The organism is Psychrobacter sp. TB20-MNA-CIBAN-0197 (assembly GCF_040309765.1).
Taxonomy (GTDB): domain Bacteria; phylum Pseudomonadota; class Gammaproteobacteria; order Pseudomonadales; family Moraxellaceae; genus Psychrobacter; species Psychrobacter submarinus.
In genome coordinates, this window is the sequence record NZ_JBEOPC010000009.1 from 68,644 (window position 1) to 89,491 (window position 20,848).

Sequence of the window (20,848 nt, forward strand, 5' to 3'; positions counted from 1 at the left end):
ATTAAATCGCTACTACGATCCAATCACTTAAACCCAAGGCAGTGCTACTAGGAGTTTGTTGTTATGGCAAGTTTTTCTACTAATGAATTTAAAGCTGGTCTAAAGGTCATGCTCGATGGCAACCCTTGTGCCATTATGGAAAATGAATTCGTCAAACCTGGTAAAGGACAAGCGTTCAACCGCGTCAAGCTACGTAACCTACGTAGCGGTAAGGTGCTTGAGCAAACCTTTAAATCAGGAGACAGCTTAGAGGCCGCTGACGTCATCGATACGGAAATGGATTATCTGTATAACGATGGTGAGTTTTGGCATTTTATGGACGCTGAGAGCTTCGAGCAAATCCAAGCGGACAAAACGGCGATGGGCGATACCCCGCAGTGGCTCAAAGAAAACAGCAACGCCACTTGCGTGATCACCTTGTTCAATGGTGTGCCATTATCTATCACCCCGCCGAACTTTGTAGAGCTACAGATCACCGAAACTGATCCGGGCGTTCGCGGCGATACCTCTGGCGGCGGCGGTAAACCTGCAACCTTAGAGACGGGCGCTGTCGTACGTGTGCCTCTGTTTGTACAGCAAGGTGAAGTGGTGCGTGTTGATACGCGTACGGGTGACTATCAAACTCGTGTGAGCTAATTCACTATTGATTGATAATCATAAGACAAAAAGGCTTAATCGGATTGCGATTAAGCCTTTTTTTAGGTTGTATCTAAAATTATGTATTAACGGACTGTTTATACATCAGCCAATACTGCACTAAGGCATTGAGCTGCTCTTTTTTGAAGGGCTTACTACAGTAGTCTTGCATACCCACTTGCAGGTATTTTTCGCGCTCGCCGTCCATAGCGTTAGCAGTTAGAGCGATAATAGGCGGCAAGTCCTCAGTATCGAATAACTCTTGCAGCTTGATGGTCGCCTGTATGCCGTCCATGATAGGCATATGATGATCCATCAAAATCACATCGTAACGTTTAGGATTCGCTATAAATTCATCAATAGCTTTTTGGCCATCAGTGACGTGCGTGACCTCATGGCCACTACTGCGCAAAGCCTTTAGCGCAATCATCGCATTGACATTATCATCCTCAACCAACAGTACATGTCCGTTATAGTGCCATTCAGGTTCGATATCGATATGATTGGCCTGTTGCCATGACTTATACTGGGGCTTATCAATCGCCTTTAAGGGCAGCAATATCTTAAAGGTGGTGCCTTCGCCAACGACACTATCCGCCCATATATGACCACCCATTAGCGCCACTAGTGACTTACAGACCGACAATCCAAGACCGGTCCCACCATATAATCGGTGCGTTGACTTGTCTGCTTGATTATAGGCATCAAAGATCGCATTTAGCGACTCCGCTTTTATCCCGACCCCAGTATCTGAGACGGTAATACAAAACGTCATATCGTCATAATGAATAGGATTGTTAGTGGCGTCCAATACGCCTCGTTGAGCGTCAAACGCCTCCAAATCATGTTCTTCGGCTTCTCTGACATCAAAGACAATGTGCCCACCCTCGCGAGTGAACTTAATGGCATTACTGATTAGATTAGAAAAAATCTGTTTAAGGCGTACAGGATCGCCTTCTACATAGGCGTTTAGAGTATCATCGTAGTGGTACTCTAAAGTCAATCCGCGCTGAGTGGCCTTAGTGGTAAATAAATTCACTACTTCATTGCAGATAGTAGCTAAGCTCATCGGTACCGTGTCGATGACCATCTTACCCGCTTCAACTTTTGATAAGTCCAAAATACCGTTAATAATAACCAGCAGATGATCTGTCGATACTTTTATATTGTCGACATAGTTTTTTTGTTCAGCACTCAAAGCCGTCTCATCGAGCATATCGACCATACCGATGATGCCGTTCATAGGGGTACGGATCTCATGGCTCATATTCGCCAAAAAATCTGATTTCATATCATTGGCATGCTTAGCAAGGCGCTGCTTTTTTTGTAGCTGCAGCGCATCGGCTGCCATCTGAGCGAACTGCGTTAAGTGCTTGGCTTGCTCTTCGCTAAAATCATAGTGCGGCTTAGTATCCATCAGGCACAGTGAGCCTAGACGATAGGTCTTATTATCTTCATGCAAGATAATAGGCGCGCCGGCATAAAAGCGTAAATTAGGGTCGGTAGTGACTAAGCTATTATCAATAAAACGCTCATCTACCGATAGATCGTCGACCACAAACACTTCGTCAGAGAGCACGGTATAATTACAAACCGCCACGCCGCGGGTGGTAGTACAAGTATCCCCAAGCCCGCGAGGGGATTTTAAATACTGAGTATCTTCATCCATAAAGGTAATGGCAACGATTGGCATGTCAAAGAAGGTCTTTACCACGTCGGATAGGCGCTCAAAAGTCGGTTCAACATTCGTGTTGAGAACTTGATACTCTTGTAGCTTCGCGATGCGTGCTTTTTCATCTTTTGCTTGCGGATAAGTGGACATGCCTTCTCCAAAACGATTATAAAGTAGCCGCCGTAGCCGCCGCTTGCTTGCTAAGTATAAGTAGAGTCTCACTTACCATAACCATAGCAATGACTGAGGTTACCGCCACTGCCGAACCATAACCGCCGCAGTTTAAGCCGGCAGACTGACTTGTCTTTTCGACGCGCGGCGGCTCAGTTGAATAGACACATTTGATGCCGAATTTTTCTTTCATTTGGCTATTGATGCCTTTTTCATGACGCAGCTTGTTACGTAGTCTTGCCAGTAAAGGATCTTGATAGCTGTCTTTTAAGTCGCTAACCGTAATCTGGCGCGGATCTATTTTGCCGCCTGCTCCGCCTGCACAGATAAGCTTTAGCTTATTAAAGCGGCAATGTAAGGCAATAGCAAGCTTAGCACTCATATCATCGACGCAATCTAAAATAATAATCGGCCGATTCTGCGCCATAGCTTGCTTAGCTGCCCTGCGATCAGGTAACAACTGCGCGACATTATCAGGCGTCAAAAAGTCATCAACTAAGTGCAGCTCTATATTTGGATTAATCTCACGCATACGCGCGCCCATAGTGGCAATCTTACTCTGACCAAAGCTGCTGTCAAGCGCTGGTAGCTGCCGATTGACATTAGAGGCGACCAGTACGTCCAAGTCGACTAGCGTCACGCAGCCGACAGCGGTTCGCGCCAAAGCTTCAGCCACCCAAGAGCCTACTCCGCCAACACCAATTACATAGACATGCGCGGCTGCAAAGCTTGCAAAAGCATCAGCGCCATACAGCTTTTGAGTGCCCTGAAAGCGGCGCTGATATTGACTATCATCAGCTACTGTCGTCATCATTTCAGGTATATCGCTATCAGCGACTTTACTATCGGTTACGGCGAATTGATCTTTCATGCATTAAAACTCTATTTATTAATACTATACTTATTGAAACTATAATTATTGAAATTATATTTATTGTCATTCTGTTTACTAGCACCGCATTGATTTATGCTTCTAGTATCAATGCTAAAGGCTTAGCACTTCTCAGCGTCATTTTACTGGTTAGAAGTAGACTTTTTAGTACTAGAGCCAGTACTCAAAATAGTACCAGAATCAGGGGCAGAGTAAGACCAAGACTGACCTAAACTATCGATACTATTTTGCCACAGCTGCTGAGCCAGTTTTGCCTCATCGACTGCCAGTAGCTCGCTTAAGCTTGCTAACACAAGAGGCAAATTAGCGGGCACGTTGCGATTATGACTGTCATCACCCTCGTCACTCTCCCAAACATCATCTGGGCTTTGAGCTTGATTTTTGCCTAAAGCGGAGGCGTTATCGCGAGAAGTCTGGCAGCTAATCGGCGTCATATCTGGACAGTCAGTCTCTATCACTAAGCAGCCGATACCGTACTCAGCAACGGCTGCTTGCAGCGCGCGGCGTAGTTTTTTGGCATTCGGGTTAGTCACTTGTCCGGTCACACCGAGCTTAAACCCGAGCTTAACAAAAGCCTTAGCTTCTTGCTCACCGCCGCTGAAGCTATGAGCAATACCGCCTAAGGTTTTGGCGTCATAGTCATGCTCTTTTAGTATCGCTAACGCTTCAGCATGAGCTTTACGGATATGCAGCATCACCGGTAGTTGATGCGCCACCGCCATATCGAGCTGAGCGCAAAAAAAGCGCTGCTGCTTAGCAAAAACCTCAGGCTCTTTCATCTGTGGCGTAAAAGTGTCGAGCCCAATCTCCCCAATCGCCAACGGACGTTGTTTGTCTAGCATGTCTGCCATTGAGTCTAAGTGGTCTTGGCTATGCTGATCTATATAAAAAGGATGTAGCCCTAGCGCAATATGCGCTGCAGGTATGGATCTGGCATCGATGTTTACTAAATCTGAGTCTACTGAATCAGCTTGGTCGCTTGCAACTTTACGCTTATCAAAAAACCGCTTTACCTCATAAAGCCGGTCAAAATGCCGGTATAGATAGCCGACTAGCACTAAATGCTCAACTCCGCTTTGATAAGCACGCTGCGCTTGCTGCGCTCTATCTGCATCGAATACAGGCGCATCAAAATGGGTATGCGTATCAATTAAAGGGTAACGTACACCCTCTTTACTATTCGTTAGCGACTGGATGGTATCAGCCATGAATGGTCTCCTGAAACTAGCTTCTTACTATCACTAATCTGCGGTTATTTAGCAAGGTGAGTTTGTATTAATATCACTGTTATTTTCGGTATATATTGTAGGGCTCGACCCTCATTGCTAAGGTTGAACTATCACAGTTGAGCTATCAAACAAGCCTTATGATGACGTCATACTCGTTGAGAGTCTCACCATATAACTGGGCTTTACAATACCTTGGAGCTGAGTGAAAGGAACCACAAAATCCACTGGCTGAAGCTGAGTATTGAGCAGCTCTCCGGATTGATAGACCAGATGCAATCCCTGCTGATCGATATACCACTGCTCAGATAAGGGAAGCGGCCACTCTTCTAGATACTGCTGCTCAACCCCTTGCTCAGCGAGCCATTGTTTTTTGATGGTATTAAAAGTCGATAGTAGCTTTTGGGTATCAGCGTCTGCTAATAACACATCCTCTATGGTCAATTGTAGCTTTTTTTGCATATCTAGCATGACGTAGTCGCGATGCCCTTGCTGATGGTCCTCGCTGCGCTGCTGAGTCGATTCGACTAATAGATAACCTGTCATCACCTCGTTATTCATGTGGCTATCCATGTTGCTACTGTTGCTTGCTGCAACACTATCAGCACTCAAGCCTTGGTTGAGGATTAAGTCGGTATCAATACGTTGATATTTAGGCTGCGAGCTGACTCCTGCACTATGAAACTCTATTTGTTTTAACAGCGCTGATACTGAATCTCTCGCCACTTGTTGTTGACTGGTAAAAGGCGTGTCTGGCGATAAGGTTCTGGCAACCGTTTGCCACATGATATTGGCAAGCCAAGGCTGCGGCGGCGTAAACGCTAATGTATTGAGTTCCAAATACTGACAGCTCGTTTGCTGCGCATTACAGTTAGGTTGGCGCGCGATAGTCTGTTGTTTACTGATATTGATGGGGAGCGCTTGCTTATGGCCTGTCTTATCCAAAGCGTTAGCAGCGCTAGAAGTACTGGGCTTAGAAAGTTCATAATTCTGTATGGTGCTATGAGCCCCGATTTCATTAGCTGCTTCCTCTTCCGCTTGCTGCTCGAACATCGACTCAGGTTGCGGCGCGCAGCCTAATAAAACCTGGCTTGCCAATACAAGCATTATCACAAGCACTGCCCCCTTCAAAACATATCCTCTAAAAAAGGATATCCAAGAGATGAGGGCGGAATGTAAATGTATGGATGCGTCGTTATGGCGTTTCATGGAGTCAGCTACAGTAAAGAACTGCTTAAAAGAATAACACAATGCTTGATAATATTACGTAGTGATAATTTTAAAGCTGCTCAGCGTGTCTCTGATGACTGCCTAGGATAAGTCTACAAACTGGGATAAGTCTAAAAAAGCGAGATTTAATCGGTAGTATTCTCTGTTGGTGCGGTTATTTGCGTACTGTTTTTATCTTTAGCGAGCGGCTGAGCATCGTTATGTGGCCCTTTTAAATCACCTTCAGTGGTCGGCGGCGTCTGCCGACTACTACGCCGAGGTATCAAAAGTAAAGCGGTACCGACTAAACCTAATGTAAGCCATTTTTTCTTATTCATAATGCGCCTTTACGATAGTCTGTAAGTTGATACCCGCTAGCAAAGCTACTGGCTAATAGGATAAGTAGTGATACCTGCATTTGGGCTATCAACGCGCGTGAAGCCTGATGGCGGGGTTATTCGATTTGGCGTCTGATCGCGTTTAGGAATCATTGGATTTAGCGGCATGAGCTCATAATCTTTATTGACCTCACCATCCCAGCCTTCAGTACCGCTAAGAGGCAGCTGCTTGATAGTGCCGTTTTTATCAATGACTAATTGTAAGACGCGCATCTGATTGAATTTACGCTCAGTGACGCTAGCCACCGCGCCGCCATCACGCAATATCGTCGGCTGCAAAAATATAATCAGATTGCTCTTTTGCGTACTGTCATTGTCTGAGCGAAACAGGCGCCCAATCACTGGAACGTTACCGAGACCGGGCACTTTTTGCTGGCGGGACGTCGTATTATCACGCATCAAGCCACCCAGAGCAATGGTCTGCTGATCGTCTGCCAAGATAGTGGTGTTGATTAGGTTTTTATTAGTGATGATTCCACTGGAGTTACCAACGCTTCCTGGCACAACTGATGAAACCTCTTGCGAGACCTCCAAGCGCACCGTACCGTTTTTGCCGATATGCGGGATGACATTGAGATTGATACCGATGTCTTGGCGCTCAATAGTCTGAAAAGGGTTAGTAGAATCATTACCGGTAGTGGTATAAGAGCCGGTAACAAAAGGTACGTTTTGTCCGACTAAAATACTCGCCTTTTCGTTGTCTAAGGTCAAAATAGAAGGCATCGACAATAGATTGGCACTGGTTGAAGAGTCGAGGGCTTGTAAGATAGCGCCATAAAACTCAGTGTTGCCTTGACTGTCTTTGCGGCTATCACCAATCCCTATCAAAGCGCCGACAATAGAGTTGGCCGCTGAGCTAAGACCAGCAGCACCAGCTACGCCGCCGCCTGCCAAGGCCGCTGCCGCCAAGGAAGTCGCGCTAGCCCCAACATTGTTGAAGTTGACGACCCCCAAGCCGCTATTGGCATTACCAAGCGCCCACTGTACGCCTAATTGCGTTGCATCGTCGCCGGATACCTCCACGATAGCCGCTTGAATGAGCACTTGGGCGCGGCGATTATCGAGCTGGTTCACCGCCTCTTCAATCTCAAACATCAGCTCAGGTGCAGCATTGACAATAATGGCATTTTGCGTCTCATCAGCAATAATACTAAAGGGCCGACCTGTGGTGCTATTGGTTGCGCCGCCTGTTGTAGCACTAGTCGCAGAAGGGCTGTTTGCATTATTAGTCGCGTTATTGAGTAGCTCATTGGCAGCCCCGTTGATCGTAGCGCCTGTACTACTAGCCCCAGTCAGGGAGGCGGACTCTAGAGTGGAGGTTGCCCCTGAGCTATTAAGAGACTGATTGGCCAACAAACCGCGTAGCATATCGGCAATATGAGCGGCGCTAGCATACTTTAAGCGAAATACGCGCAAACCGCTGAGCCGGCGTGATGGCGTGGTATCAAGCTGATTGACCATCTCTTGTACCTTGGCAATCATCTCCGGACTGCCCTTGACTAGTAGCCTATCGCTTGCGCTATCTGCAATGACCTTGAGCTGATCGCCGCCTGCTGCCTGACCGCCGCCGGTACTCACCAAAGCGCTAATCAGATCCATCATACGCTCAGCGTCGACATGGCGTAGCGGTATCACTTGCAGACTATCATTGACATTGCTATCTAAGTCGCGAATCAGCGCAGTGAGCTGGTTGAGGCTATCGGCGCGATCAGATAACACCAGCGCATTGACGCCCGGTACGGCAGCAGCGTGGGCGGACTGCGGCATCAAGGGCCGAATAACGCCTAAGATCTCAGCCGCTTGCGTGTTGGTCAAATAAATCACTCGAGTAGCCAATGACTCGCCAATACTATCACCGCGTAAATCGACCGCCACTCCCGATTGCTTAGCGACATTATCTGGAACTAGTTTGACGGTAGTACCTGAATCTATCGCCGCTATACCATTGACTTGCATGACGCTCAAAAACAACTGATAGATCTCATCACGGGACAACGCACGGTTGGATATGACAGTGACATTACCGTTGATACGTGGATCAAGAACAAAGTTTTGGTCGGTAATAGTGGCCACTTCGTTGATAAAAGCTTTTATATCAGCATCTTGCAAATTAACTTTCCAGCTCTCAGCGCTCGCCAGACCACAAGAGGCTGCCCATAATGGCAGCGCTAAGTATAAAGGCCGGCATATACGTAGTAACCGCTGTATAGAAAGACGTAAAGCTGTCGTTGAAAACTTATCCAAACTTACCATGGTCATGATTACCCATTGTGATGTCACTGTGAGGTACAAGATGCTACAGGCTAACATACTGTTGACTGACAGTTATAAATTAACGCGGTAAAACTTGTGTACGATAAACTGATAAAACTAAATTATGATAAAAATGTTCGCGCTACCCTAAAACTGCTGGCGAATCGTAATCACTTGCTCGCCTCGCTGCACCTCAATCTGCGCTGCGCCCGATTGCTGCACTTGTTGCAGAACCGTCGCATCTTGCGCTGGACTGCTACCAACCGTTTGCCCATTGACAGTCAGTACCTTGTCTCCAGCCTCAAGCCCTAAGCGATTGCGCAATCCTGATGGCATAGCTGCAGTGACCTGATAGCCCTCGCCTGACGCCATGACGCCCATACGGCTTAGATAACTGGCTGGGTTTTCTTTTAGCGCGCTTACCGCTTCCTCGATAGCAGAGCTTGTGTCAGCAGGTTGACTCTCTTCTGCTGGCGGATCATCAGTAGCTATCGGCGGGCTTTGGGTTGGCAAAGGTAGCGTATTGCTTGCATTACCCGTATTAGGCAGGCGCTGATTGCCAATAGCGCTGTCATCTAAACCGCGCTGATCAAGTGGTAGCGCCTCTGGCAACTCGATAACGATTTGCTGATCGGCGGCGTCAGCAATAATCACTGCATTCCAATCGACACTGATAAGCGTAAAACCGCTGTCTGCTAAGTCATCACCGATACGGTAGTTTTTGACGTCACCGTTAACGTCTAGTAGCGCTGACGACAAGCTATCAGGTATGGCGAGCAGCACTCCTTTTAGCTCTACATTCGGCGGCGGCTGAACAGCTGCCGCGGCAGGCTTAGGGTCTGCAAAAATGGCAAACAAGTTGCTGTTGTCAACGGCGCTATTTGCGTTGTTTTGAAGCGCTTGCAGCGGTAAAGCTGGGGCAAGTGGCGGCGCTAATATCAGCCACAATAATCGCGCTGCCACCCAACACAACCAAATAATCGCTAATAATAACAGCCAAGCTGAGAAGCGATTGAGCGTATCCATTATCGGCTTTAGTCGTGCGCTCATACTCATGATCAATTTGCCCCTAAGCCGGTTAATAACGGCTGACGCACACTAATGACTGGAGTATCTTGCGGCGCTTGACCTTGATATTCTGGCATATTCTCAAGTAAGCGCTGGGTCAAACTGACATCCAACATGTTATCACCATCTAGATACAAGTCGCCTAAGCGTTTGTCTTGATTATTTAATAAATTGACATGTAGTAGATGGTTATCGTTTTTTTGTTCGCTACTGAGCTGCGCGCGCATGGGCGGCATCGTAATATAGAGTATCTTGCCGGCATTAGGATAGCCGACCTCACCGCCTACCCAAGTGAGCTGACCATCCGCTTTATGGAAACCGGCGCTCTTATCACCCGCCGCTGACTGCCGCTGTATAGAGACATTATTGAGCTGAATCGGTGTGTTGGGTAGCTGCCAATCGACGACACTGACCAAAGTTTCAGCAGCAATTTCGCCACTCATATCATCCACTTGCCATGCGCTGCGCCCTATCTTGACTTGTCCATCTAAGCGCGTTTGGCCGGTCGTAATCTCAACGTCAGCGCTAAGCTTACCCAAAAATAACTGCCACGGCTGCCAAGTCCAATTGGCCGAGCCGGTCAGCGCCGTACTCGTTTGTGGTAATTGCCAGATAAGCGCACCTTGCCAGACATTGCCCGATACTTGCTGCACATATGGCGACTCAGGCGCATATTTTTCGACGATCCATGCCGCTGGCATTTGCAGTACTGCAAATAGCGCAAACACCACCAAACCCACCAGCCACCACAGCTTACGCGGACGTTTATGGGACGATGCAGACAGTTTTGGCACGAATAAAAGACTCTTTTAAAAGGGTTAAAAGCTCATTATCATAGCAAATAATGCACTCTAGGTGACATAAAAAAACCAGTATTCTTAAATAAAAATACTGGTTTCTTACTCAAGCTTAGCGCCGAGTATCGTACTGATTTGATATAGTCAATCAATATTAAAAGTGGTACAAGGCAGACGAGTGCAAGTACTACAGTAGTAGGCTAAACGAGTCTAACGCTGTAACACTTTAATAGTGGTTCGACTATAGCTTTATTAAATAGCAAACTCGTTTAGTTCACGGCCAGCTGCTAAGGCTTCCACAAGCCAAGTTGGCTTGCGACCACGGCCTGTCCACGTCTCTTCGCTGTTATCGGTGTTGCGATACTTGATGCTGCGCTTCTTCTCAAGCTTCTCGCCGGCTTTTAGAATCTCATCAATGCTGCTATCAGCGTCTTCAGCGATTTGCTCAAATTGCATATAAGCATCATATAGACGTTGATGCTGTTTTTGATCAATCAGCTGCTGGGCGTTTTCAGTGATTGCGCGCAGTTGCTCGACGTCTAAGTTTTCTAAATCAATAGGGTTGTTATTTTTCATAATAGCCTCGGTATAAAAGTGTTTATTATAGGAAATAGACTCAATAGCCTAAAATCTATAATCCATTAGTCGTCATCGTCTTTAATCGTTTATTCTCTAATGAGCGATGCAATTATTTGATTATAGATATAAAACAATTAATTCAATCTAAATACAGACTGCATTAACTCTCACTATTATACCAAACTCTATTAACGATAATACGCTATTTATAATTCATTATCGATAGCGTTACTTTTTAGAAAAACAACATAAGTTGTTTTTTATTGATTATTGAATATAAATACAATACTTTTAGATATAAAAATAGCTCAATGATATTATTATCAATGAGCTACAGAATTATAAATATAGTCGGTTCTAAATAAAACAGATAAATTATATATCAACGTGGAACTGGTATAAATTTTCCTTGCGTGCTGTGCTTGCGCCGACAGAGGCTGCGTAAAATTTATCCCAGTCCCACTGTATCGTTTTTATACTGAGCTCACTATACAACATATTGTTATTGTATTCCTCAGAACGGAATATCATCATCGACTGGTCCGTCTGGCATAGCGTTAGACTTAGACTGCGGTGTCTGTGCTGGTTGGTTGAATTGATTGTTATTCTGAGCCGGTGCACCTTGATTGCCATAGCCGCCCTGCTGACCACCTTGTGCGACTGCTGCCATGCCACCAGCTTGGCCTTGCTGACCACCAAATCCTTGACCACCGCCTTGATTATTATAGCCGCCTTGCTGACCGCCTTGACCGCCGCTTGCGCCATCTAGCATTTGCATCTGCTCGGCACGGATTTCGGTAGCATAGCGGTCACTACCATCAGGAGCTTGGTATTTACGAGTGCGCAAGCTACCTTCGATATAGACTTTGCTGCCTTTACGTAAGTACTGAGCGGCAATTTCGCCCAAACGATTGAAAAGTGAGACACGGTGCCATTCGGTCGCTTCTCTTTTTTCACCGCTTTGTTTGTCGGTCCACTGCTCAGAAGTAGCGACTGAGATATTAGTAACACTACCGCCATTATTGAATTGGCGCGATTCAGGATCCGCACCAAGATTACCGATGATGATGACTTTATTAACTCCGCGCATAATGTCTTCCTTTTTTATAGATGATTTTGTTGATAAGCGCTAAGCTTTTATATAAAAGCCTATGTTGCTTACTTTAATCTATTTTTATAAGGTCAATAATTATCAACCCTACTTTTCAATTAATATTATAGGTTTACTTTATACGTTTTTTGCATAAATATCTAGCTACTCTTATTTATAGACGACATTCTATGTCGCTTAATATGATACATTTGTACGTTAATTGGCCCTATAGATTATTATTATCTGTGATGTGTATTCAGTATAGTCGATACACTCTAAAAATGTCATAGCGCTACTGGGATGAATTTTGCGCAGCCTCTGGGAACGCAGCACGCAAGTAAAATTTATACCAGTAGCGCGTTTAAATCCATAACAGTTTTACATTCAGCTAACTATATTAAAATGCCAAGCTCTACCCTTTTGCCGCACAATACCACTGCTCGGTAATATTAGATTTGAATGGCGCAATTAAATATTCAAAGGGCTTTGGGCTAACTTGGCAAGCTCTTGCTTCGCTTCATCCGTTAGCTGGGTTTTATCCAGTTTGAGATAAGCGACTTGCTCCTTTGCCATAACGACCAGTTCATCAACACCAGTAATCGCGGTTATCTGCTGCGACCAGCTCTGAATATCGACGTCTTTGGGTATCGTTACTGTCGTACTCGATAGATACGGCGGCTGCGAGATTGGCAGAATGATCAATAACGCGGCTCCCATAATAGCAGCTAGAATGCCCCAAGCGAGTAGGTCAGATTGGGTCAATAGCAAACCGCCCATCGCTCCGCCAACAAAAGCCCCAAAGAACTGGCTCGATGAATTAAGCCCCATCGCCGTGGCTTTATTCGCGACTGGGGCGCGCTTGGATATCCAAGATGGAATAGTGGCCTCAAGTAAGTTAAAACCCATAAAATAGAGCAATAAACCTACAATAATACCGACACCGACTTGGCTACCCAGCGCCAGTAATGCCAAGGCTGCAGTCATTAAGGCGATAGCAGCTAGAAAGACTTGGCGCATTTTACGCTTCTTTTCAGCGATAATAATAAAAGGAATGGCGACGGCAAAGCCGACAAACAATAGCGGCAAGTAGACTAAGCCTTGCTGACGTACCGATAGACCCATCACCTCTGTGAGCTGATGCGGCAAGATCACAAATATCGCTGTCATGGTCAAATGCAGCGCAAAAATTCCAAAGTGCAAACGGTTTAAGTCGCCGATTTTGAGCACAGTAGCGAGCTGCTCACCGATCGATTTGTTATCCAGATTGTGCTTGAGCACGCGCATTGGCGTGGGTACGACAAAAAGTAGCAGCATCGCTAAAATAGCAAATCCTGCAGTCAGCCAAAATAGACCAGAGATACCAAGCGAGCCTACTAATAACGGCCCAAAGGCAAAGGCGAGCATGATGGAGGTAGCAATAGTCAAGCCCATCGTCGCCATTGCCTTGGTGCGCATCTCCTCGCGGGTGACGTCGGCAAGCAATGCCATGAGCACCGCAGAAACCGCACCGCTCCCTGCCAGCGCGCGCCCGATGATTACCTGATAAATATCAGTGGCATTGGCGGCAATAATACCGCCAGCCGCAAACAGTATCAGACCAAGCATGATAATCGGCTTACGCGGAAACTTATCGGCGGCAAGGCTCATGGGTATTTGAAATATCGCCTGACCCAGTCCGTAGATACCAACGGCCAGGCCGATCAAAAACGGCGTGGCATACGCGTAATTATCACCGTAGACCGAAAACACTGGCACGATCATAAACAGACCAACCATGCGCAGAGCAAAAATACCGCCTACCCCTAAGATTGCCCGTTTCTCTACGCTATTCATACTTGCCTCACTGGTTCATCTTATAACATCTGCTAACTGGTTCATCTTATAACATCTGCTAACTTCAGCCTCAAATCAAGCTCCCTAGTATAAGACATTCACCATTTTCTTGCCGAGACTTTTATTACTAGGCGCTACTCGCTAGCTCTACCTTCATGATCTCTATAGTTTTGTTACCAACCTTCTTTAATACGTGTCCCTGACTTGAATAATCGCCTAATCGTGACTATAAAGTAAAGCGTTGATAGCATTGTTCTTTTACTTATTGTTCTGCTACGAATATGGCTTGCTGATAATTATTCGTTTACTTAGAAATGCAGCCGTTTCAAACTTACTCAATAGCTATCGTAAAAATATAAATACAGGTTGGCTATTCACCCCTAACTGACAAAGATAGACTTTTGTTAATTAATGAAAGCGAATAGGGTTTAAAAAATAGTTAAGCCTTTGACTGCTTTTTCCTTTTATTTATCTATTTTATTATGACTTAACATTATTTACTTTTTAAATTTACAATTGTTGGTTGGTTTTATGAACTGCTGACCCACTTTAGAAAATAGGAAACCCCTTACCGATGGCCCATGACCATATCGCAATACGCGGCGCACGTACTCATAATCTCAAAAACATTGATCTTGATATCCCACGCGATAAATTCGTGGTGATTACTGGTTTATCCGGTTCTGGTAAATCGTCCTTGGCTTTTGATACGCTATATGCCGAAGGACAACGCCGATACGTCGAGAGTCTGTCCGCTTATGCACGCCAGTTCTTATCGCAGATGGAAAAGCCTGAAGTCGATAGCATCGAAGGCTTATCACCGGCAATTGCTATTGAGCAAAAATCGACCAACCATAATCCACGCTCAACGGTCGGTACGATCACTGAGATTTATGATTACCTGCGTCTATTATACGCGCGTATCGGCACGCCTTATTGTCCAGAGCATGGCGAACCTATGGTGGCGCAGTCGGTGACCGAGATGGTCGATCAGGTTATGGCACTCCCCGATGAGACCAAGCTTATGATCCTTGCGCCAGTAGTGCGTGAGCGTAAAGGCGAGCATACAGTGCTGCTTGAGCAATTGATCGGTCAAGGGTTTGTACGCGTACGCGTCGATGGTTATGTCTATGATACTGACGAGCTACCAACGCTCGATAAAAAGAAAAAACACACCATCGAAGTCGTCGTCGATCGTTTTAAGGTTCGTGATAACTTAGGTAACCGCGTCGCTGAGAGTTTGGAGACCGCGCTACGTTTGGGACAAGGTCTAGTGACGCTGCACTTTATGGATGGTAATCCTACTGAGGGCGGCTCTGATAATCAAGTGATGTCTGCCAAGCACAGCTGTCCGATTTGTGATCGCGCTGTACCTGAGCTTGAGCCGCGCATGTTTAGTTTTAACAACCCCTACGGTGCTTGCCCAACTTGTGATGGACTCGGTAAGCGTCAGTATTTCGCTGCTGAAAAGCTCATTACTCATGTTGATAAGACGCTCAATCAAGGCGCGATTAACGGTTGGGATAAGCGCCACTCGTACTATTTTGGGCTGCTAACCACCGTTTGTAACCATTTTAATATCGATATGGATACGCCGTGGACGGAGCTGCCCAAAAAGCAGCAAGAGCTGATCATGCACGGCTCAGGTAAAGAGAAGCTCACCTTTAACTTTACCGATGAGCGCGGACGTAAAACCAATAAAACCGTTCCTTTTGAAGGCGTACTACCCTATCTTGAGCGCCGTTATGCCAAAACGCAAAGCAACTTAGTGCGGGACGAGCTGGCAAAGTATCTGGCTGACACCACGTGTAACGTTTGCGATGGCGCTCGCCTCAATGAAATCTCGCGTAACGTGCGTGTCGATGAACAAACCATCGCTGAAATCGTCAAGCTCTCCATTGGCGACGCGGCGGACTATTATAAGACTCTAAAGATCGACGGTCATAAAGGTGAGGTGGCCGAGAAGATCTTTAAAGAGATTAACGAGCGCTTAAACTTCTTGGTCAGCGTTGGCCTCGATTATCTAACCCTAGCACGCTCTGCCGAAACCCTATCCGGCGGTGAAGCGCAGCGTATTCGTTTGGCCAGTCAAATTGGTGCAGGTCTGATGGGCGTGATGTATGTCCTTGATGAGCCATCCATTGGCTTGCATCAGCGTGATAACGACCGCTTGCTTAAAACTTTAACACGCCTGCGTGATTTAGGTAATACCGTACTGGTCGTTGAGCACGATGAAGATGCGATTCGTCAAGCGGATCACGTCATCGATATCGGTATTGGGGCTGGCGTACACGGTGGTCATATCATCGCCGAGGGCACGGTCGATGAAGTGATGGCAACGCCAGACTCGCTCACCGGACAATATATGTCGGGCGAAAAACGCATTGAGATACCAAAAGTGCGGCATAAAGCCAAAACCGTAGAGGTCGAGGGTAAAGGTAAAGCGAAAGCTAAAACTAAAAAGGTACCGATGACTATCGAGCTCAAAGGCGCCTCAGGCAACAACCTAAAAGACGTCGATCTGAGCCTGCCCGTTGGGGTGATGACTTGTGTCACGGGTGTATCGGGTTCTGGTAAATCAACGCTGATTAACCGTACGCTTATGCCTATCGCCGCCACACAATTAAACAATGCGTCTACCCTTATCGCGGATAAGCATGACAGCATTAGCGGTCTTGAGCATTTGGATAAAATGGTCGATATCGATCAAAGCCCAATTGGTCGTACCCCACGCTCAAACCCTGCAACATATACGGGCGTGTTTACCCCTGTGCGTGAGATGTTCGCCCAGACACCAGAAGCCCGCGCACGTGGTTATAAAGCTGGGCGCTTTAGCTTCAACGTCAAAGGCGGACGCTGTGAGATGTGCCAAGGCGACGGTCTCATCAAAGTTGAGATGCATTTTTTACCGGATATGTATGTGCCGTGTGACACCTGTGAAGGCAAGCGTTATAACCGCGAGACCTTAGAGATTCACTATAAAGGCAAAACCATCGCTGACGTGCTCGAGATGACGGTAGAGGACGCCACTGAGTTCTTCTCGGCGATTCCAGCGATCTATCGTCGCCTGCAAGCGTTGATGGATGTGGGACTGAGCTACATTCGCTTGGGTCAGTCTGCACCGACCCTATCGGGCGGTGAAGCGCAGCGGGTCAAGCTTGCACGTGAGCTTGCCAAACGCGACACGGGACAGACGCTATATATCTTGGATGAGCCGACGACGGGTCTTCATTTCCATGATATCGATAAGCTGCTCAATATCCTGCATGCGCTACGCGATAAAGGTAACACCATCGTGGTCATTGAGCATAACTTGGATGTTATCAAAACCGCGGATTGGGTGATTGATCTTGGCCCTGAAGGCGGTAAAGGCGGCGGCATGATTATCGCGGAGGGTACGCCAGAAGAGGTCGCAGAGGTCGAAGGCTCACACACGGGTGAGTTTTTGAAGCCGATGCTTACGCAGGTGGTTTCTGAGGCGGGTTAGTTTAGTTAATTGTTAGAGAATAATTTAAAGGCTGCTCTTTTGGGAGTAGCCTTTTTTTGTTGGGTTCACTTATATCCAAACTAGAGGGTTTACTCCATACAGAAAATTGGATACGAGTGATATTCGTAATAACACTTCATATCTATAACAACTCTTCACCGCTAGGTAACTTGTTGAACAGTCAACCAACAAAATATTGTTATAGATACTCATCTCTCTACTATATTTATGTAATAATTGTACTTCAACGTCCTATTAAGAGTATAATAATACTTCAACACTTTAGATCTATTAGATATAACAAGACTAAATTCCAATTTAAACCTAATGGCTTTTTCTATATTATGGTCTCATTCTTAGGTCACCACGGAACAGATAGCTCTTCAGCTAATAATATTTTAAATTCTAATTTCAATAAATCTGTTGGTAACACTGAGTGGTTGGGAGATGGAGTTTATTTCTTTGTAGAAGGGCTAAATAGTGATACCACGACTTTAGCTGCAAAATGGGCTGAATGCCAAGCGTGGGATAACACATCTAAAACTCATAAGTATAAAAATTACTCTGTAATAGAGTCTCAGATTCAAGTGGAAGAGGAAAAATTTTTAGACTTGACAGTTGAAGAAGGGGTTGAGGTCTTAGGATACTTAGCTGAAAAATATATAGAAAAAATAAAAAGTATTAAGAAAAAACCTTCATTCTACGATGGATTTCTACTAAACCTAGCTAGAAATGAGAAAGTATTTCCTTTAGAAGCTGTAAAAGGTAATTTTTATATAAAATTTGAGCAAGAAAGAATATATAGAATCAACTTAAGGACTAGCAACTGCACTATTTGTTCAGTGTACGATCCTAATAAGCTTTTATCTAATAGTTCTATTATTAAAACAGGAAAAATTTTATGAAACTATCAGATGTTAAAAGTAAGATTGACAGTTATTTTGAGAATATAGATGCTCATGAACTTTATGAACTTTCTATATCTAAATATGGCTTTATTGATGGTTCATTATATACAGTTAATATTGAATATGGAAATTGCCAATCAGTAGAAAAAGTCTTTTTAGCGGAAGAACTAGTAGTATTTGACGAAATACAAGATGATAGTTTATTTTTGGCAGCCTAGATATGAAAATACAGTTAAAACACTGGCAAATTTTAGATATGACTATGTCATGTAAAAAGACAGTGTCTTTTACGAATTACAAAGACTCAAGCACGTTAGAGCTTAAAGTCAGCAATGAATTTATTGAGTCTGAAGCGTTTGAGGTCATCTTCGATGTATCGATAGCTGATGAAGAGTTTAACCTTCAAGTTCAGGCTAGCTTCAACTTCGAATTAGATATAGCTATGACAGAAGAGTTTAAAAATTCTCATTTTCCTAAAGTAAATGCACCTGCTATTGCATTTCCGTATCTCCGTGCTTTTATTTCTAATCTGACTCTACAGTCTGGTATTAAGCCAGTTATTTTACCGTCTATCAACTTTGTAGAGTTTGCAAAACAGTAATTATGTAGAGGTATGGGGCAAATGCGGGTTAGGTTAGTTTCTGTGAAATTTTAAGAAAACCGTAAATCTAACCTGAATTCTAGTTTATAACTAAAACTGTATATATCACTGACCTACTTCAACTAAACATACTCCCTCTCCACATTCATTATCCTTGCATCCACCGTGCGTTCTATTTTTTCTTCGATCTGACTGCATTGCGACTCGGTGTCCCGTTTGGATAATCCGACTATAACGAATGTCCATTCGCTGGCGTCATGCCGATCACGCTCACCGCTTTCGCACACCGCAACGCTTGGCGTATTGCCAAAACGTGCGTGCAGGCCGCCCATACGTTGGCGCTTTTCTTTGAGTGAGCTACAGCCAGGTAGCGCAAAAGTCAGCGTTAAGATAGCGATATGCATTTTATTCTCCTTGTGACAGTGGTTTACGCTTTATAATAGTAGCAAATAAGCAAGGCAAGTTATGCTATCTTTACCTCTATCCATATCGATATCGCAGCCAATATGCATATTCCTCCAATGACTTCTATCAGCTACGTACAGCAACAGCGCATTACTCGACTCTGCGTGCGCTGCGGCTTACTGCTTATGCAGTATGGCGCTGAGTCTGCCGTGGTAGTGGACTTATCGAAGCGTTTGGGATTTGCATTGGGAATGAGTAGCGTCGAGTGTTCGCTAAATTTTAATGCGATCACTTTGACGACTATCTGTAATGAGCGCTGTATCACCACCACCCGAGACACCATCAACCAAAGCATCAATGTCAATTTATTGGTGCAAATCCAGCAAATCGTCAATAAAACCGAAGCCACTATCAATAATAATGATTTGATTGACCGCACAACCCTTGCGTTTGATGAGTTGGATAAAACCGTGTATCCGACATGGCTAGTCAGTATATTTGTCGGCGCTTCTTGTGCGGCGTTTGCTTATTTGAATGGCGGCAGCTGGTCGATTACGGCGGTGACCTTTATCGCGGGTATGGTGGCGATGTTTACTCGTATCTATTTGTCCAAGCATCACTTTAACCCTTTTATCACCGTTATTGCTACCGCTTTTATCGCCTCCTTGATCGGGGCGACGACTTATTATTTTGATATTGGCAATAATGCCGATATTGCGGTGGCCTCTAGCGTGTTGCTGCTGATTCCAAGCTTTCCGCTGATCAACTCCTTATCCGACATCTTAAAGGGCTATGTCAATATCGGCGTTGGGCGGGCGGTGTTTACTTATATGCTGACCTTATCCGCGTGCGTTGGCATCGTCATGGCGCTGGTGTTACTACGCATACAGCACTGGGGGTTTTAGATGTGGTTTATTGAGACCGTTGTGCTGTCTTGCATCATTACCCTTGGCTGGACGCTGATGTTTAGCGTGCCCAAACGCTATATTTTGCCGTGTTTGCTGATGACCGCTCTGGGATTCGGACTTAAAACAGCGCTTGTCTATCAGCATATACATCTGGTGGTGGCCAGCTTTTTTGGCGCGATGCTCGCCAGCTTTTTGGGCGTGTATTTTTCTAAAAAATACACCCTACCGCCCAAAGCGTTAATCTCCCCAAGTGTCATCTGTATGATGCCAGGTATCGCCGCTTATAAGGCAATGGTCAGTATGGTGCAGATTGGTTACTTTGGCTTTTCAGACGAGTTATTTAGCCAAATGATGGTGTATTTATTCGAAGCCTTGTTTGTGACCTCAGGACTGGTGCTGGGCTTGTCCATTCCTGGGCTGTTATTTTATAGACGGCGTGCCATAGTCTAGGCAGGTTTAAGTGGGTTTAAATGAGATTATTATGTGTTAGGCTATTTTTGTTTAAATACTTTTATAAACTGATGCTAGCTGGCACACCCTTATGACTTAGATTAACACACCAAGTGCAACGCTAATTAATATTATAGAACGCCTGCATAGGCGTCTTAAACCCTAATCGTTTTCTTGGTCTGTTGTTTAGTTTGTTCTCAATGTCCTGTATTTCATTATCAGAGACTTGTCTAAAGTCACAACCCTTAGGCAAGTACTCTCT

19 protein-coding genes and 1 pseudogene are annotated in these 20,848 nt (G+C 45.3%); 7 read left to right on the top strand and 13 right to left on the bottom strand.

Annotated features, from left to right (window positions below):
* Positions 1-63: 63 nt before the first annotated feature.
* Positions 64-636 carry an elongation factor P gene (efp, locus tag AAEY83_RS04425; RefSeq protein WP_025645944.1) on the top strand — a complete coding sequence of 191 codons (573 nt, stop codon included), beginning with the start codon at positions 64-66 and terminating at the stop codon, positions 634-636.
* 79 nt (positions 637-715) lie between these two features.
* On the opposite strand, the gene AAEY83_RS04430 is transcribed toward efp, so the two are convergent.
* The 11 genes from AAEY83_RS04430 to AAEY83_RS04480 form a co-directional block, all read right to left on the bottom strand.
* Positions 716-2,458: a GAF domain-containing hybrid sensor histidine kinase/response regulator gene (locus AAEY83_RS04430; RefSeq protein ID WP_025645946.1), complete on the bottom strand. Its 1,743-nt coding sequence runs from the start codon at positions 2,456-2,458 to the stop codon at positions 716-718.
* A 16-nt stretch (positions 2,459-2,474) separates the two neighbouring features.
* Positions 2,475-3,293, bottom strand: coding sequence for a tRNA threonylcarbamoyladenosine dehydratase (locus AAEY83_RS04435; RefSeq protein WP_025645948.1), 819 nt, complete (start codon positions 3,291-3,293; stop codon positions 2,475-2,477).
* Between the two features lie 200 nt (positions 3,294-3,493).
* Positions 3,494-4,579 carry a TatD family hydrolase gene (locus AAEY83_RS04440; protein ID WP_025645949.1) on the bottom strand — a complete coding sequence of 362 codons (1,086 nt, stop codon included), beginning with the start codon at positions 4,577-4,579 and terminating at the stop codon, positions 3,494-3,496.
* Between the two features lie 156 nt (positions 4,580-4,735).
* A complete protein-coding gene (locus AAEY83_RS04445) occupies positions 4,736-5,728 on the bottom strand; it encodes a hypothetical protein (RefSeq protein WP_351058565.1) in 993 nt (330 codons plus the stop codon).
* A gap of 224 nt (positions 5,729-5,952) precedes the next feature.
* Positions 5,953-6,144: a hypothetical protein gene (locus AAEY83_RS04450; protein WP_025645952.1), complete on the bottom strand. Its 192-nt coding sequence runs from the start codon at positions 6,142-6,144 to the stop codon at positions 5,953-5,955.
* A gap of 45 nt (positions 6,145-6,189) precedes the next feature.
* On the bottom strand, positions 6,190-8,457 hold the full coding sequence (gene gspD / locus AAEY83_RS04455; RefSeq protein ID WP_025645954.1) for a type II secretion system secretin GspD: 2,268 nt from the start codon (positions 8,455-8,457) through the stop codon (positions 6,190-6,192).
* Between the two features lie 147 nt (positions 8,458-8,604).
* Entirely contained in the window at positions 8,605-9,507 is a 903-nt protein-coding gene (locus AAEY83_RS04460; RefSeq protein WP_227501929.1) for a type II secretion system protein N, read from the bottom strand.
* Between the two features lie 8 nt (positions 9,508-9,515).
* Positions 9,516-10,319: a type II secretion system protein N gene (gspN, locus tag AAEY83_RS04465; RefSeq protein ID WP_025645958.1), complete on the bottom strand. Its 804-nt coding sequence runs from the start codon at positions 10,317-10,319 to the stop codon at positions 9,516-9,518.
* A gap of 255 nt (positions 10,320-10,574) precedes the next feature.
* Positions 10,575-10,898: an H-NS histone family protein gene (locus AAEY83_RS04470; RefSeq protein WP_025645959.1), complete on the bottom strand. Its 324-nt coding sequence runs from the start codon at positions 10,896-10,898 to the stop codon at positions 10,575-10,577.
* A gap of 517 nt (positions 10,899-11,415) precedes the next feature.
* Positions 11,416-11,991: a single-stranded DNA-binding protein gene (ssb, locus tag AAEY83_RS04475; RefSeq protein WP_025645961.1), complete on the bottom strand. Its 576-nt coding sequence runs from the start codon at positions 11,989-11,991 to the stop codon at positions 11,416-11,418.
* Positions 11,992-12,462: 471 nt separating this feature from the next.
* Complete coding sequence (locus tag AAEY83_RS04480) at positions 12,463-13,827, bottom strand: MFS transporter (protein WP_025645963.1); 1,365 nt, start codon at positions 13,825-13,827, stop codon at positions 12,463-12,465.
* A 574-nt stretch (positions 13,828-14,401) separates the two neighbouring features.
* Between AAEY83_RS04480 and uvrA the strand changes: the two genes are divergently transcribed.
* The 4 genes from uvrA to AAEY83_RS04500 all read left to right on the top strand — a co-directional run bounded on the left by uvrA (position 14,402) and on the right by AAEY83_RS04500 (position 18,823).
* Positions 14,402-17,314 carry an excinuclease ABC subunit UvrA gene (uvrA, locus tag AAEY83_RS04485; RefSeq protein ID WP_025645965.1) on the top strand — a complete coding sequence of 971 codons (2,913 nt, stop codon included), beginning with the start codon at positions 14,402-14,404 and terminating at the stop codon, positions 17,312-17,314.
* A gap of 344 nt (positions 17,315-17,658) precedes the next feature.
* Positions 17,659-18,219, top strand: coding sequence for a poly(ADP-ribose) polymerase family protein (locus AAEY83_RS04490; RefSeq protein WP_037059225.1), 561 nt, complete (start codon positions 17,659-17,661; stop codon positions 18,217-18,219).
* Positions 18,216-18,440 (top strand): hypothetical protein, encoded by a 225-nt coding sequence (locus tag AAEY83_RS04495; RefSeq protein ID WP_025645969.1) that lies wholly within the window; start codon positions 18,216-18,218, stop codon positions 18,438-18,440. Before AAEY83_RS04490 ends, AAEY83_RS04495 begins: the two co-directional genes overlap by 4 nt.
* A gap of 2 nt (positions 18,441-18,442) precedes the next feature.
* Positions 18,443-18,823, top strand: coding sequence for a protein-export chaperone SecB (locus tag AAEY83_RS04500; protein WP_025645973.1), 381 nt, complete (start codon positions 18,443-18,445; stop codon positions 18,821-18,823).
* 122 nt (positions 18,824-18,945) lie between these two features.
* Here the strand turns inward: AAEY83_RS04500 and AAEY83_RS04505 are convergent, their stop codons facing one another.
* Positions 18,946-19,227 (bottom strand): DUF503 domain-containing protein, encoded by a 282-nt coding sequence (locus AAEY83_RS04505; protein WP_025645974.1) that lies wholly within the window; start codon positions 19,225-19,227, stop codon positions 18,946-18,948.
* Positions 19,228-19,344: 117 nt separating this feature from the next.
* On the opposite strand from AAEY83_RS04505, the gene AAEY83_RS04510 reads away from it, so the two are divergent.
* Positions 19,345-20,133 carry a threonine/serine exporter family protein gene (locus AAEY83_RS04510; RefSeq protein WP_025645975.1) on the top strand — a complete coding sequence of 263 codons (789 nt, stop codon included), beginning with the start codon at positions 19,345-19,347 and terminating at the stop codon, positions 20,131-20,133.
* Positions 20,134-20,586, top strand: coding sequence for a threonine/serine exporter family protein (locus tag AAEY83_RS04515; RefSeq protein WP_025645976.1), 453 nt, complete (start codon positions 20,134-20,136; stop codon positions 20,584-20,586).
* 121 nt (positions 20,587-20,707) lie between these two features.
* On the opposite strand, the pseudogene AAEY83_RS04520 reads toward AAEY83_RS04515, so the two are convergent.
* Positions 20,708-20,848, bottom strand: a pseudogene (locus tag AAEY83_RS04520) (IS30 family transposase); the annotation flags it as partial.

What these genes read in the sequence shown, in the direction of transcription:
- efp (WP_025645944.1), top strand. Translation starts at nt 64, where the DNA reads ATGGCAAGTTTTTCTACTAATGAATTTAAAGCTGGTCTAAAGGTCATG.
- AAEY83_RS04490 (WP_037059225.1), top strand. Translation starts at nt 17,659, where the DNA reads ATGGTCTCATTCTTAGGTCACCACGGAACAGATAGCTCTTCAGCTAAT.
- AAEY83_RS04430 (WP_025645946.1), bottom strand. Translation starts at nt 2,458, where the DNA reads ATGTCCACTTATCCGCAAGCAAAAGATGAAAAAGCACGCATCGCGAAG.
- AAEY83_RS04460 (WP_227501929.1), bottom strand. Translation starts at nt 9,507, where the DNA reads ATGAGCGCACGACTAAAGCCGATAATGGATACGCTCAATCGCTTCTCA.
- AAEY83_RS04505 (WP_025645974.1), bottom strand. Translation starts at nt 19,227, where the DNA reads ATGCATATCGCTATCTTAACGCTGACTTTTGCGCTACCTGGCTGTAGC.
- AAEY83_RS04500 (WP_025645973.1), top strand. Translation starts at nt 18,443, where the DNA reads ATGAAAATACAGTTAAAACACTGGCAAATTTTAGATATGACTATGTCA.
- ssb (WP_025645961.1), bottom strand. Translation starts at nt 11,991, where the DNA reads ATGCGCGGAGTTAATAAAGTCATCATCATCGGTAATCTTGGTGCGGAT.
- AAEY83_RS04440 (WP_025645949.1), bottom strand. Translation starts at nt 4,579, where the DNA reads ATGGCTGATACCATCCAGTCGCTAACGAATAGTAAAGAGGGTGTACGT.
- uvrA (WP_025645965.1), top strand. Translation starts at nt 14,402, where the DNA reads ATGGCCCATGACCATATCGCAATACGCGGCGCACGTACTCATAATCTC.
- AAEY83_RS04510 (WP_025645975.1), top strand. Translation starts at nt 19,345, where the DNA reads ATGACTTCTATCAGCTACGTACAGCAACAGCGCATTACTCGACTCTGC.
- AAEY83_RS04470 (WP_025645959.1), bottom strand. Translation starts at nt 10,898, where the DNA reads ATGAAAAATAACAACCCTATTGATTTAGAAAACTTAGACGTCGAGCAA.
- AAEY83_RS04495 (WP_025645969.1), top strand. Translation starts at nt 18,216, where the DNA reads ATGAAACTATCAGATGTTAAAAGTAAGATTGACAGTTATTTTGAGAAT.
- gspD (WP_025645954.1), bottom strand. Translation starts at nt 8,457, where the DNA reads ATGGTAAGTTTGGATAAGTTTTCAACGACAGCTTTACGTCTTTCTATA.
- AAEY83_RS04480 (WP_025645963.1), bottom strand. Translation starts at nt 13,827, where the DNA reads ATGAATAGCGTAGAGAAACGGGCAATCTTAGGGGTAGGCGGTATTTTT.
- AAEY83_RS04435 (WP_025645948.1), bottom strand. Translation starts at nt 3,293, where the DNA reads ATGATGACGACAGTAGCTGATGATAGTCAATATCAGCGCCGCTTTCAG.
- AAEY83_RS04450 (WP_025645952.1), bottom strand. Translation starts at nt 6,144, where the DNA reads ATGAATAAGAAAAAATGGCTTACATTAGGTTTAGTCGGTACCGCTTTA.
- AAEY83_RS04515 (WP_025645976.1), top strand. Translation starts at nt 20,134, where the DNA reads ATGTGGTTTATTGAGACCGTTGTGCTGTCTTGCATCATTACCCTTGGC.